The sequence below is a fragment of the Promicromonospora soli genome, from assembly GCF_014653785.1.
In the GTDB taxonomy this organism is placed as follows: Bacteria; Actinomycetota; Actinomycetes; order Actinomycetales; family Cellulomonadaceae; genus Promicromonospora; species Promicromonospora soli.
The window spans coordinates 1-13,061 of sequence record NZ_BNAS01000004.1 but is presented as its reverse complement, the minus strand read 5'-3'; the positions used below and the strand labels follow the sequence as shown (position 1 = coordinate 13,061).

General features: G+C 70.2%; 11 protein-coding genes. 8 read left to right on the top strand and 3 right to left on the bottom strand.

Going from position 1 to position 13,061, the window contains the following annotated elements; genetic code table 11:
• Positions 1-2 precede the first annotated feature (2 nt).
• The 4 genes from IE250_RS13175 (at position 3) to IE250_RS13160 (ending at position 4,529) form a co-directional block, all read left to right on the top strand.
• Positions 3-1,916: a protein kinase domain-containing protein gene (locus IE250_RS13175; protein WP_189669772.1), complete on the top strand. Its 1,914-nt coding sequence runs from the start codon at positions 3-5 to the stop codon at positions 1,914-1,916.
• Positions 1,917-2,019: 103 nt separating this feature from the next.
• The gene (locus IE250_RS13170; RefSeq protein ID WP_189669771.1) at positions 2,020-2,382 is read left to right on the top strand and encodes a PadR family transcriptional regulator; all 363 of its coding nucleotides are present in this window, start codon (positions 2,020-2,022) and stop codon (positions 2,380-2,382) included.
• A complete protein-coding gene (locus IE250_RS13165) occupies positions 2,382-3,728 on the top strand; it encodes a permease prefix domain 1-containing protein (RefSeq protein WP_189669770.1) in 1,347 nt (448 codons plus the stop codon). Before IE250_RS13170 ends, IE250_RS13165 begins: the two co-directional genes overlap by 1 nt.
• Before the next feature lie 102 nt (positions 3,729-3,830).
• The gene (locus tag IE250_RS13160) at positions 3,831-4,529 is read left to right on the top strand and encodes a DNA-3-methyladenine glycosylase (RefSeq protein ID WP_229872427.1); all 699 of its coding nucleotides are present in this window, start codon (positions 3,831-3,833) and stop codon (positions 4,527-4,529) included.
• A gap of 12 nt (positions 4,530-4,541) precedes the next feature.
• On the opposite strand, the gene IE250_RS13155 is transcribed toward IE250_RS13160, so the two are convergent.
• Together IE250_RS13155 and IE250_RS13150 are read right to left on the bottom strand one after the other, a co-directional pair.
• A complete protein-coding gene (locus IE250_RS13155) occupies positions 4,542-5,519 on the bottom strand; it encodes an ATP-grasp domain-containing protein (RefSeq protein ID WP_189669768.1) in 978 nt (325 codons plus the stop codon).
• A gap of 122 nt (positions 5,520-5,641) precedes the next feature.
• Positions 5,642-6,937, bottom strand: a complete 1,296-nt coding sequence (locus IE250_RS13150) for an MFS transporter (protein ID WP_189669767.1) — start codon at positions 6,935-6,937, stop codon at positions 5,642-5,644.
• Positions 6,938-7,124: 187 nt separating this feature from the next.
• Here IE250_RS13150 and IE250_RS13145 point away from each other — a divergent pair, with 187 nt between their 5' ends.
• The 4 genes from IE250_RS13145 to glmS all read left to right on the top strand — a co-directional run bounded on the left by IE250_RS13145 (position 7,125) and on the right by glmS (position 12,502).
• Positions 7,125-8,945 carry a PP2C family protein-serine/threonine phosphatase gene (locus tag IE250_RS13145; protein ID WP_189669766.1) on the top strand — a complete coding sequence of 607 codons (1,821 nt, stop codon included), beginning with the start codon at positions 7,125-7,127 and terminating at the stop codon, positions 8,943-8,945.
• Positions 8,942-10,201 carry a tyrosine--tRNA ligase gene (gene tyrS / locus IE250_RS13140; RefSeq protein ID WP_189669765.1) on the top strand — a complete coding sequence of 420 codons (1,260 nt, stop codon included), beginning with the start codon at positions 8,942-8,944 and terminating at the stop codon, positions 10,199-10,201. The genes IE250_RS13145 and tyrS overlap by 4 nt, the downstream gene beginning before the upstream one ends.
• A 150-nt stretch (positions 10,202-10,351) precedes the next feature.
• Complete coding sequence (locus IE250_RS13135) at positions 10,352-10,615, top strand: hypothetical protein (protein ID WP_189669764.1); 264 nt, start codon at positions 10,352-10,354, stop codon at positions 10,613-10,615.
• Between the two features lie 63 nt (positions 10,616-10,678).
• Entirely contained in the window at positions 10,679-12,502 is a 1,824-nt protein-coding gene (glmS, locus tag IE250_RS13130) for a glutamine--fructose-6-phosphate transaminase (isomerizing) (RefSeq protein WP_189669763.1), read from the top strand.
• A gap of 334 nt (positions 12,503-12,836) precedes the next feature.
• Here glmS and IE250_RS24555 read toward each other — a convergent pair.
• The coding region (locus tag IE250_RS24555) for a hypothetical protein (RefSeq protein WP_229872426.1) at positions 12,837-13,061 on the bottom strand (225 nt) is incomplete at its 5' end.

Sequence of the window (13,061 nt, the reverse complement as noted above, 5' to 3'; positions counted from 1 at the left end):
CGGTGACATTCCTGGAACCTCTGGACCTGGCCGCCGACCCTCGTGAAATCGGCCCGTATCGACTGCTCGGCCGCCTGGGCCGTGGCGGTATGGGAGCTGTTTACCTGGGCCGTTCCCGCGGTGGTCGCGAGGTCGCGCTCAAGGTAATCCGGGGCGAGCTGGCTGCCGACCCGCACTTCCGGCAGCGCTTCGAGCGGGAGATCGCCGCCGCGCGGCGGGTGGGCGGTTTCTACGCCGCCGAGGTGGTCGACGCCGACACCGATTCCGACCGGCCGTGGATGGCCACCAACTACATCAACGGCCCCTCGCTCCAGGCCGCCGTCGACACGCACGGCCCGCTGCCCATCGAAGCCGTCCTGGCGATCGGTGCCGGGCTGGCCGAAGGGCTCCAGGCCATTCACGCCGCCGGACTGGTGCATCGTGACCTGAAGCCCGCCAACATCATCATTGCGGCCGACGGCCCGCGTGTCATCGACTTCGGTATCACCCGTGCTCTCGACGTGACGTCGTTCACCAGTGCTGACGCCCTGATGGGGACGCCCGCGTACATGCCGCCGGAGCAGGCGCTCGGGCAACCCGTCGAGGCGGCCGGTGACGTGTTCTCGTTCGGTGGTGTCCTGACCTTCGCAGTCTCGGGTCATAACCCGTTCGGGACCGGCCGGCTGGAGACCATGGTCTACCGGGTGGTGCACGGTGAACCGGATATGACCGGGGTCCCCGAGGAGCTGAAGCCCATGGTGATGGCCTGCCTCGCCAAGGATCCGGCGGCCAGGCCCCGGGTGCCGGAGGTGCTGGACTGGCTCGCCGACTCGGGCGATGCGGCGACGGTGATGACCGGAGCGGCGTCGACCCGGCCGTGGCTCACCGATGGGATCGCGACGATGATCGCGGAGCGCACCGGGAGTGCGACCGGGCCGCTGTCGCTCGCGCAATCCGGGCAGTCCACATCAGGGCAAGTCCGTGTGTCAGGTCCGGAGCCGATTCCGGCGCGGCCGGCGGGCCCCCTGCGGAGCGAACAGGCCGTGCCGCCACCGGCGTCGGACATCCAGGTCGCCGCTCCGGAGACCCATCTCCGGGGCGAGCTGGACGCGACGGAGCTGAGGCCGTCCGCCGCGCAATCGGCCGCGCCGGTGACACGGCCTGGCGCGGCCTCGGCCAGCCGCAGATGGATCTGGCCCGCCGTGGCTGTCGCGGGCGTTCTCGTGCTCGCGGTCGGCGGGTTCTTCCTGGTTCGGACGCTGCTTCCGGCGGGTGACGACGACCCTGTGGTGGCGGGCGGTGGGACCAGTCCCGGCGTCACTGACGTCGATGCGGACGCGGAACCCGACCCGTCCCAGGCCGCCACCAACGCTCCCCCCGCGGCCCCCTGTCTGGACCCGGTGCGGGTGCCTCGGGAGACCTATGACCTTCCCGACGACGCGTCGGCCTCCGAGAACCGGAAGTGGCACGCCACGCTGAAGACCTGCTTGGGCGACATCGAGGTCGAGCTCGATGGGGTCTCGGCGCCGACCGCCGTCGCGGTCTTCGTGGAGCTCGCCCGAGGTGGCTACTACGACGGCACCGGATGTCACGAGCTCCAGACCGCTGGCCCGTACCGTCTCAACTGCGGGGACCCCACATTCAGCGGTGACGGGAATCCGGGCTACCTCTTCGGGCCGCCGGAGAACGTCCCGGACGACGGCGTGTATCCAGTCGGCAGTCTCGTCATGAGGTTCAACGGCAGTGGATACTCGGCCGCTCAGTTCTCCCTCGTGTACGGCGACTCGGAGATCCCCACGGACTCCTACGGGCACACCGTGTTCGGCAAGGTCACCTCAGGTATGGACATCCTTCAACGGGTCGCGGCGCAAGGGAGCAACGAGGGCAACGGGCAACCGAAGCAACCGGTGACGATCACGAGCATCGAGCTGGAGTAGCCCGACCGGCAGAGCCGGATGCGCGGCCGTCCACACCTAGATCAACCATGCCTTGCTCTGCTAGGGTTCAATCCCTAGCAGTCCTAGGCATCGGAGATTCTGAGTGCACATCGACAAGGACCTGGTCGCGGCCTCGGCCACGCCGCTCGTCCTCGGCATCCTGGCCGACGGCGAGTCGTACGGCTACGCGATCCTCAAGCGCGTCAACGAGCTCTCCGGCGGCCGCATGCAGTGGACCGACGGCATGCTCTACCCCCTGCTCCACCGGCTCGAACGGCTCGGGTACGTGCAGGCGACCTGGGGCACGTCCGAGGCCGGACGCCGGCGCAAGCACTACGCGATCACGCGTGCGGGCCGGGAGGCACTTGCCGAACGGCAGGCGCAGTGGTCGGTCGTCGCCGACGCCCTGAAGCAGGTGTGGCAGGACGTCCAGATGCCGCCTACCGTGGCGGAGGGGTGGGCGTGATGAGCGATCACGAGCAGCTCGAGTCCCAGATCGACCAGTGGCGCGGGTACGTCCAGCGGCGTCGGGCCATCTCGGCCGGCGACGTCGAGGAGATGGAGGACCACCTGCGCGAGCAGGTGACCGACCTGACCAGCACCGGGCTCGACGACGACGAGGCGTTCCTGGTCTCCGTGAAGCGCATGGGCAACCTCGACGAGGTCTCCCGCGAGTTCGCACGCGAGCACTCCGACCGGCTCTGGAAGCAGCTCGTCCTCGTCCCCGAGCGGGCCGACGGCGGCACCAACCCCTGGCGTGAGCTCGGCGTCGTCCTGGCGCTCGCCATCGGCGCCGGCATCGCGGTGAAGGCCGGGATCGAGCTGATCGACGACGAGACGGCGATCATGCGCAACGTCGGCCTGCTCGTGCTGCCGTTCCTCGCCGGTTACTTCGCCTGGAAGCGGAAGCTCACCTGGCAGGTCGCCGCGGCGCTCCTGATCCCGTTCGCGCTGCTCGCCGTCGTGCTGAACGTGTACCCGTTCGAGCCCATGGGCTCGACCGAGTTCCTCGCGGCCAGCCACGCGATAGTCGCCCTGTGGGCGCTCGTCTCGGTCGCGTACGCGGGCGGCCGATGGCGGTCCGACGCGCGCCGCATGGACTACGTCCGTTTCACCGGCGAGCTCGCGATCTACTACGTCCTGCTTGCCCTGGGCGGCGGCGTGCTGATCGGGCTCACGGTCGGCACGCTCGCGCTGGTCGGGGTCGACTTCGAGCCCGTCCTCGAGGCCTGGATCCTCCCGTTCGCCGTGCCCGGCGCGCTCATCGTCGCCGCCTGGCTGGTCGAGGCCAAGCAGAACGTCGTCGAGAACATCGCGCCGGTCCTGACCCGCGTCTTCACGCCGCTCACCATCGTGATGCTCCTGGTCTTCCTCGGAGCCTTCTCGACGGCCGGCGGCCTGCTCGACGTCGACCGCGAGCTGCTCATCCTCATGGACGCGGTGCTCGTGCTGGTCCTGAGCCTGCTGCTCTACTCGATCTCCGCGCGCGACGCGCTCGCGCCGCCCGGTCTGTTCGACGTACTCCAGGTAGTCCTCGTCATCGCGGCGCTCGCGGTCGACGCGGTGGCCCTGACAGCGATGCTTACCCGCATCGCCGAGTTCGGGTTCAGCGCGAACAAGGTGGCAGCTCTGGGCCTGAACCTCGTGCTGCTGGTGCACCTGGCCTGGTCGGCCTGGCTCTCGGTCGGGTTCCTCCGGGGCGCGCGGACGTTCGGCCCGGTCGAGCGGTGGCAGACCCGCTACCTGCCGGCCTACGCCGTGTGGGCGGTGATCGTGGTGGTCGTCTTCCCGCCGGTGTTCGCCTTCGCCTAACCACGTCGCGGTGGTCGAGCCTGTCGAGACCCGATGGAGGTCTCGACAGGCTTGACCACACCGACTTTCGCAACCCACGGCCAGGGCGGGCATGATCGGGTGGTGCGTGATCCAGCGACAGGCGCCCTTGGCGTGGTCCCCGACAGGGACTGGTACCTCCGGCCCGTCCTCGACGTCGCCCGGGACCTCCTGGGAGCCACACTCACCCGGCGCACCGCCGACGGCGTCGTCTCCCTGCGCCTCACCGAGGTCGAGGCGTACGACGGCGAGACCGACCCGGGTTCGCACGCCTATCGCGGTCAGAACCGGCGGAACGCGACGATGTTCGGCGAGCCCGGGCACCTGTACGTGTACCGGCACCTGGGGTTGCACCACTGCGTGAACGTGGTGTGCGGGCCGCCGGGGACGGCGTCGGCGGTGCTGCTCCGGGCGGGCGAGGTGGTCGACGGCGCGGACCTCGCCCGCTCCCGTCGCCTCGCCTCAGGAGTTGTCCGGGCCGACCGCGACATCGCGCGTGGACCGGCCCGGCTCACGGTGGCGCTCGGTCTGCACCTGTCCGACGACGGCGCCGACGTCACCGACCCGCACGGTGCCGTCGTGCTGGAGACTCCGGCGGTCGAGCCTTCGCTGGTGGAGCGCTCACTGGTCGAGCCTGTCGAGACCTCCGCCGCCGTCGTCCGGACCGGCCCACGCGTGGGCGTGAGCGGCGAGGGCGGCAGCGCCGACCGGTTCCCCTGGCGCCTCTGGCTGGCGGGCGAGCCGACGGTGTCGGCCTACCGACCGGCGCCGGTTCGTCCCTGAGCTCGGCCGTCGTCAGGCCGGGTAGGTCTCCTGCAGCACGCGGGCCAGGTGCCGCACGATCTCGCGCGGGCCCGACTTGGCGGTGCCCCGCTCGACGTCGCTGTTGTAGTTCGTGTTGGTGTTCACGTCGTAGGTCAGGACGCGGCCGTCGGCGGTCCGGATGTTCTCGATGCCGGCAACCTCGATGCCGTGCCGCTTCGTGAACTCGAGGTACTTGGCGACCACCGGGTCGTCGTAGCCCTCGCGCTCGGAGAACAGGCCCCAGTCCTCGTCGGGCGCCATGGAGATGGTCGCGCCGGCCGGCGGGATCGGGCGGCCGGTCTCCGGGTCGATGACGCAGGCGTCCGCGGGGCAGAGCTGGAACCCGCCGCGCTCGGTGTCGCCGCGCACGGCGTAGACCATCTCGCCGCCCACGATCTCCACGCGGGTGATGCCGCCGTCGGCCGCTACGACGTACTCCTGGATCAGCGTGATGCCGTCGACGGGCTCGTCGTACTCGTCGGAGGCGACGTAGTCGGCGAGGTCCTCGAACGAGTCGAACTTGCGCACGCCCAGGCCCTTGCCGCCCTGGTTGTGCTTGGTGACGAACGGGGTGGGGAACCCCTGCGCGGCCTTCAGCACCTGGTCCCGCCCGACGGCGGCCACCGTGCGCGGCGTGTCGATCCCCGCGGCGCGCAGCGCGGTGAGCTGGTCCACCTTGCTCACCTCGAGCTCGAGCACACGGCGGCCGTTGACCGTGCGGCGGCCGTACGCCTCCAGCCAGGACAGCACTGCGCGCGAGTAGTCCTTGGTGAGGCCGTGGTCGCGCGTGTGGCTGCTCGCCGAGATGCGGGACCAGAAGATGCCCTCGGGTGGGGCGTCGTCCAGGTCGAGCACCCCGTCGGTCAGCACCCACTCCTCGTACTCGACGCCCTCGGCCGCGAAGGCCTCGGCAAACGGCGGGAACCACTCGGGGTTCTCGTGCAGGGCATAGATCTTCGGGGTGCTCACAGGGACCTTCCCAACGCGCGGCTGCCGGCTACGGAACCCGTCAATACTCGCACCCGGGCAGCGGCGGGTGAACGTGTCGTGAGGCACAGGACGGCCGTCCGGGGCACTACGCCCGGCGGTGTCTACAGCCGGTCGTTCACCTGCGCCGCGGCGGGCTCGGCGACCGGCTCGGCGACCGGCTCCGGCGCTACGTCGACCTGCGCGAGGGACCGCCGCGCGGCCGGGACCGCGAGGATCGCCGCCAGCACCACGACCAGCAGGACTCCCGCCACGATCAGGAGCGTCTCCACGGAGAACTGGTCCGCCAACGGGCCGAAGACGACCATGGACAACGGCATCGCGACGGTCATGACGATCCCGAAGAAGCCGAACACCCGGCCCTGCATCTCGGGCTCCACGCGCTCCTGGATGATCGTGAACGCCGGTGTGTTGAGGGTGGCGAACGTGATGCCGATCAGCAGCCCGAGCACGAAGAACACCCACATGTTCGTGGAGATGCCGAGTCCGGCGACCAGCACGCCCGTGGTGAGCACGGAGCCCACCATGAGCCGCACGCGGCGGGTGATCCGCGGTCCCACGCTGGCCATGATGATGCCGCCCAGCAGCATGCCGCCGCCCCAGAACAGCTCGTTCGCGGTCAGCTTCCACACCTCGTCGCCGAACGTGCGGGTGACCATCAGCGGCGTGAGATAGCTCGGCGCCCCGACCAGGAACATCACCAGCGCGAACAGGGCGACCAGCCACTTCACGGGGGCGTTCGTACGGATGTACCGCACGCCCGCCACGAGGTCGCCGAAGTAGCTGACCGGCCCGTCCTCGGCGTCGGCCCGCACCAGCCGCGGCACGGTGACCAGGGCGAGCATCCCCACGCCGATGAGCGCGGTCGCCGCGTCGACGAAGAACACCGCGACGATGTCGAAGGACGCGTAGATCGCGGCGGCCAGGGCGGGAGCGAGCAGCATCATCCCCGACTGGATCGACTGGAACATGCCGTTGACGCGCATCAGCTGACTGGTCGGCGCTATCTGGGGGATCATCGCGCTCACGGCGGGCGTCTGGATGCCCGCGAACACCGAACGGACCGCCAGCGCCAGGTAGATGACCCACAGGTCGTCGACGCCGCTGACCATGAGCAGGGCCAGGCCCAGGGTGACCACGGCGATGGTCGTGTCGGAGCCCATGATCAGGAGCTTGCGGGAGTGCCGGTCGGCCCAGACTCCGCCGAAGATCGACATGAACGCCTGCGGCAGCATCCCGAACACGATGCTCAGCATGAGTACGGAGCCGGACCGGGTCTCGATGGTCAGGTGCCACATGACCGCGTACATCACCAGCATCGACCCGAGCAGGGAGATGGTCTGTCCGGTCAGGAACAGCCCGACGTTCCGCTTCCAGCGGGGCATGTCGACGTCGTTCATGAGTCCACCCTGCCGGACGCGTCGGCCAGGCGCAGAGGCATTTTGGTATCCATGGAACGTTCGACGACGATGCGCGCCAGAACTCATTGCAGCGGGCTGACGTCCGCGGGGCTTCCGACGCAGTACGCGCCGGTTCTCACCCACTCCGAAGTCTGGGTCCGGGTGGCGTTCTCGTTAGCATTTGTTTGTGAGAGCCGGATGGTTCGAGGACGCGACCGCGCGCAGCGCGGTCGGCCGCGAGGCCCGGACCGTCGCGTGGGACGCCACGCCGCTGGGTCCGCCGAGCTCGTGGCCGGAGTCGCTGCGCCACGCCGTGCGCCTGTGCTTCTCGACGCGGTTCGCGGTGATGATGGTCTGGGGCCCGGACCTGACGATGATCTACAACGACGGCTACCGCGAGATGCTCGGCTCGGACAAGCACCCCGGTGCGCTGGGCGCGCCCGCGCGCGTGGTCTGGGGCGAGATCTGGGACGACATCAGCCCGCTGTTCGACGCCGTCCTGACCACGGGGCAGGCGACGCTGAGCCGTGACCTGTACCTGCTGATGAACCGGTCGGGGTACGACGAGGAGACCTACTTCACCTTCTCCTACAGCCCCTTGTGGGACGACGACGGCCGGATCGTCGGCGTGCTGGACATCGCGACCGAGACGACGCTCGGGGTCGTGGACCAGCGGCGCCTGGCGACGCTGGGCGGGGTGCACGCAGCCTTGCCGACGACCTTCACGGACCTGCGGAGGTTCGCCCTGCCCGTGGTCAAGGCGCTGTCCGCGAGCCCGGACATCTCCCGTGCGGCGGTCTACGACGTGAGCGGGCCCCAGGTCGTGGTGGAGTCCGGGGAGGCCCAGGAGGCGGACGAGCTGGCCCTCGTCGTCCGAGCGGTCAGTTCCGGCCGCCGCCAGGTCGCCCACGGCATGGTGGTCGAGCCCGTGCGGTCGGACCGTGACACCGGCACGCTCGCCGTCCTCGTCCTGCGCGGGACCGCGGTGAGACCGTGGGACGAGGACTACATCCGCTTCATGGTGGTCCTGTCGACGACGGTCGACGCGGCGCTGCGCGACGCCGTCCGACGTCGCGAGCACGACGACGCGCTGCGGCTCCGGGCCCTGCGCCTGGAGGAGGAGCGGGCCAGGGCCACCGAGGTGTCCCTCGCGCTCCAGCGGGCCGTACTGACCGATCCGCCGCAGTTCGACGACCTGGAGGTGGTCGTGCACTACCAGCCGGCGGCGGCCGAGCGGGACATCGGCGGCGACTGGTACGACGCGTTCGCGACGCGTGACGGTTCCACGACCCTGGTGATTGGCGACGTGATCGGGCACGACCTCGGTGCCGCGGTCATGATGGGTCAGCTCCGCGCCCTTGTGCGTGCCATCGGGTACGACAGCCAGGACACGCCCGCGAGGGTGCTGGAACGCGTCGACGCGGCCATCGACGGGCTCGCGCTCGGGAGCACGGCGACTGCCACCGCGCTCGTGGCGCGCGTCGAACAGGCGCCCGGACAACGGCCGGGCCGGCTCCGCACGGTGCGGTGGTCCAGTGCGGGCCACCCGCCTCCGATCCTGGTCCGCGCCGACGGCACGTGCGAGATCCTCGCGGTCCGCAACGACCTGCTGCTCGGCATGGACCCGGGGACGCCACGACGGGACCACGCGGTCGACATCGGCCCCGGTGACACGCTGGTCCTGTACACGGACGGGCTGATCGAGACGCGGGACAGCCGCTTGAGTGCCCGCCTGGACCAGCTCGCCGGTGTCCTCGAGGGAACCCACACCGCGGAACTGGGGTCCGTCGTCCAGACAGCCCTGTCCATGCTGTCCGCCACGGCCGACGACGACGTCGCGATCGTGATGGTGCGCGCCTCCCCGCACGGCGGCACTTCCTCGGGCCGTGACGCAATAGAGGCGGGCTCAGCCACCGCCGTCGGGCAGACTAGGACCCCCGGGTCCACGAGGGCCCCCCGAGCGGCCCGTCCGGGCCGCGTCCCACGAAGCAAGGAGCAACCACGGTGACCGACATCCTCGACGAGCTGCAATGGCGAGGCCTGGTGGCACAGTCCACCGACGAGGCCGCGCTGCGTTCTGCACTGTCGGAGGGCACCGTGGACTACTACGTGGGATTCGACCCCACGGCGCCGTCGCTGCACATCGGCAACCTGGTCCAGATCCTCACCGCGCGCCGGCTGCAGGATGCCGGGCACCGGCCGTACCTGCTCGTCGGCGGCGCGACGGGCCTCATCGGCGACCCCCGCGACTCCGGCGAGCGCACGCTCAACTCGCCCGAGATCGTCGCGTCCTGGGTGGAGCGCATCCGCGCGCAGATCGAGCCGCACCTGTCGTTCGAGGGCGAGAACGCCGCGCTGATGGTGAACAACCTGGACTGGACCGCCCCGATGACGGCCATCGAGTTCCTGCGCGACATCGGCAAGCACTTCCGCATGAGCACCATGCTGTCGAAGGACATCGTGGCCCGGCGGCTCCGCTCGGACGAGGGCATCAGCTTCACCGAGTTCAGCTACCAGGTGCTGCAGGGCATGGACTACCGCGAGCTGTACCGGCGGCACGGCATCACCCTGCAGCTGGGCGGCAACGATCAGTGGGGCAACCTGCTGGCGGGCGTCGAGCTGATCCGCAAGGCCGAGGGAGTGACCGCGCACGCGCTCACGACCCCGCTGATCACCAAGGCGGACGGCACCAAGTTCGGCAAGTCCGAGGGCGGGTCGATCTGGCTCGACCCGGAGATGACCAGTCCGTACGCCTTCTACCAGTTCTGGCTCAACCAGGCCGACGCCGACGTCGTGAACTACCTCAGGGTCTTTACCTTCCGCACCCGGGAGGAGATCGAGGCGCTGGAGGCGGAGGTGGCCGAGCGGCCGTTCGCGCGCGAGGCCCAGAAGGCGCTCGCGGGCGACGTCACCACCCTGGTGCACGGCGCGGCGGCGACCGAGGCCGTCATCGCCGCGAGCCAGGCGCTGTTCGGCCGCGGTTCTCTCGACGACCTCGACGAGCGGACGCTCGCCGGCGCGGTGGCCGAGCTGCCGCGGGTGACGGCCAAGGCCGGCGACCTGGTCGTGGACCTGCTGGTCGGGTCCGAGCTCGTCGCGTCGAAGGGCGCCGCGCGCCGCGCGATCGCCGAGGGCGGCGCCTACGTGAACAACGTGAAGGTCACGTCCGACGACGCCGCGCTCGTCCCCGCGGACCTGCTCCACGGAAGGTACGCGGTGCTGCGCCGGGGCAAGAAGACGCTGGCGGTCGCGGCGTCGGAATGACCTTGTGACCGGCCGCGCCGGTTCCGACGGCGGTCGCCTGCTCATCAGCAGGCGGCCGCCGTTCGCATATCCGGACAACCCGGTGCGCAGATCTGCCCGATAGCGGGCAAGAAGTTGCCCTTCGGATCCGGATGGGCCAGTCTCACCGGCATGAAGACGTCTTCCGACCTCGTCGGCCACGTGGCAGCGACCACAGGACTCACGCCCGCCGAGGCGGCGCGGGTGATCGGCGACGTCGTGGCGTACTTCGCCCTCCCGGTGGAGGACGTCGTCCGACGGCGACATGCCGAGCTGAAGACCCACGGGGCGAAGAACCCCGAGATCTTCGCGCGCATCGCCGCCGAGCTGGAGCACCGGGTTGTCGCGGCGCCCCGGCTCAGCGAGCGGCAGCTGCGCCGGATGATCTACGGCTGAGCCGGAACAGCGTCGCCGGCCGATCTGCCCAGCGCCCCATACATCCCTCGAAGGAGCAAGAACATGTGCGGAATCGTCGGTTACGTCGGCGGCCAGAACGCGGCCCCGTTGCTCGTGGAGGCGCTCGGCCGGCTGGAGCACCGGGGGTACGACTCGGCGGGCATCGCCGTCGTCGGCTCCCGGGTGCGGGTGACCAAGTGCGCCGGGCGGGTCCGCGACCTGGCCGAGATCCTGCCCAAGCGGATGGCCGGTCAGGTGGGCATCGGCCACACCCGATGGGCGACGCACGGTCCCGCGACCGACGTCAACGCCCACCCGCACACGGACGCGAGCGGCACGGTAGCGGTGGTGCACAACGGCATCATCGACAACGCCGCCGCGCTCCGCGCACGGCTCACCGACCAGGGCGTGCCGCTCGTGAGCGACACCGACACGGAGGTGTTCGCCCACCTCGTCGCCCTGTCCGACGCCGACACGCTGGAGGGCAAGGTCGTCGACGCCCTGGACGCCGTGGAAGGGACCTACGGGCTCGCCGTAGTGCACGCCGACTTCCCCGACCGGGTGGTGGTGGCCCGCAACGGCAGCCCGCTGCTGGTGGGCGTGGGGGAGAAGGAGATGTTCGTCGCCTCCGACCTGGCGGCGCTCGTGCGCCACACCACCACGGTGGCGCACCTGGCCGACGGCGAGCTGGCGACCGTCACGGCGTCGGGCTTCACGACGTTCCGCCGAGACCTGACCCGGACGCAGACGACGGCACGCGAGGTCGACGTCGACCCCAGCGCCTACGAGCACGGGCAGATCGACGGCCGTCCGCGCATGTATACCGAGATGCTCGAACAGCCGGCCAGCGTGGAGCGCGCGCTGCGCGGGCGCCTGGACGAGCGGTTCGCCACGGCACACCTGGGCGGGCTCGAGATGGACGCCCGCGAGCTGCGCGCCGTCCGGCGGGTCAAGATCCTCGGCTGCGGGTCGGCGTACTACGTGGGGCAGATGGGCGCGTCGCTCATCGAGGAGCTCGCCCGCATCCCCGCCGACGCCGAAGCCGCGAGCGAGTTCCGCTACCGCAGCCCGGTCATCGAGCCGGACACGCTGTACGTGGCGGTGAGCCAGTCCGGCGAGACCATCGACACGCTGCTGGCGGTGGAGGAGGTCCGGCGCAAGGGCGGGCGGGTCATCGGGCTCGTCAACGTCGTCGGCTCGGCGATAGCGCGGGCCTGCGACGGCGGGATCTACCTGCACGCGGGGCCGGAGATCGCAGTCGCCTCTACCAAGGCGCTCACCACGATGTTCGTGGGCTTCGCGCTGCTGGCGCTCCAGCTCGGGCGCGTACGCGACCTGTCCGTCGCCGACGGACGCCGGCTCGTGGCCGGGCTGCAGAAGCTGCCGGCGCAGATCGAGCAGGTGCTCGAGGGGGAGGAGCGGATCGCGCAGGCCGGTACGGCGCTCGCGCCGGCGGAGAGCCTGTTCTTCGTGGGCCGGGTCAGGGGCTATCCGGTAGCGCGCGAGGGCGCGCAGAAGTTCAAGGAGATCAGCTACCGGCACGCTGAGGCCTACCAGATGTCCGAGCTCAAGCACGGGCCGCTGGCTCTCATCTCGCCGGAGGTGCCGACCGTCGCAGTCGTGCCCGACGACGAGCTGACCGACCGCAACGTGGCAGCCCTCCACGAGATCGCCGCCCGCGGCGGCCCGCTCGTCGTCGTGACGCACGCCGGCGTGGACCTGGGCGAGCTGGCGGCGGAACGGATCGACGTGCCCCGCAACGAGCGGGAGCTCGACCCGCTGCTCCTCACCGTGCCCTTGCAGCTGCTGGCGTACCACGCTGCGCTGGCTCTCGGGCATGACGTGGACAAGCCGCGAAACCTGGCGAAGTCGGTCACCGTGGAGTGACGACCACGCTGGTGGGCGCGACATCGCGGCGCGGTGGATCGGCCGTTTCGCGGCGCTCGCGGCCGGCCGGGAGGCCGATTTGGCGTGTGCGCCGGTGGCTGTGTACTGTTCCCGTTGTTCGCCCGGCAGGGAGGCACGGACAGGAAGCGCGAGAAGCGCGACTGGCCGGTCCCGGGGTGGAAACCAACCCAGATCTAGTAGTAGCCTTGTGCGCTCTGGAACTGGCGAGGGCTTGCCAGATCGGCACCCCGTGAAGTGACCCTGACCAGGGTCCTTGCACCGGGGAGCGTGGTAGGGTAAGTTGCAGAGGTTGCCTCCGAGGTGGATGGAGCGGCTAGCGCCGCGATCCACGGGAGGCGTCCCTCCTCTCCAGATCGTCGAAGTTCATTCTTCTGACGATGGCGAAAATGGGATACCAGAACTCCTTCGAATACTCGAAGAATTCTCCTGGCCAGCTGGCCGGCGAGGATTTGGAAAAGTCCGAAAGAGCCTGGTAAGTTTGAGGAACTGCCCCGGGCAGGGAAGTGATCGGGAAGATTGCGGCTCTGACGGTGTGCGT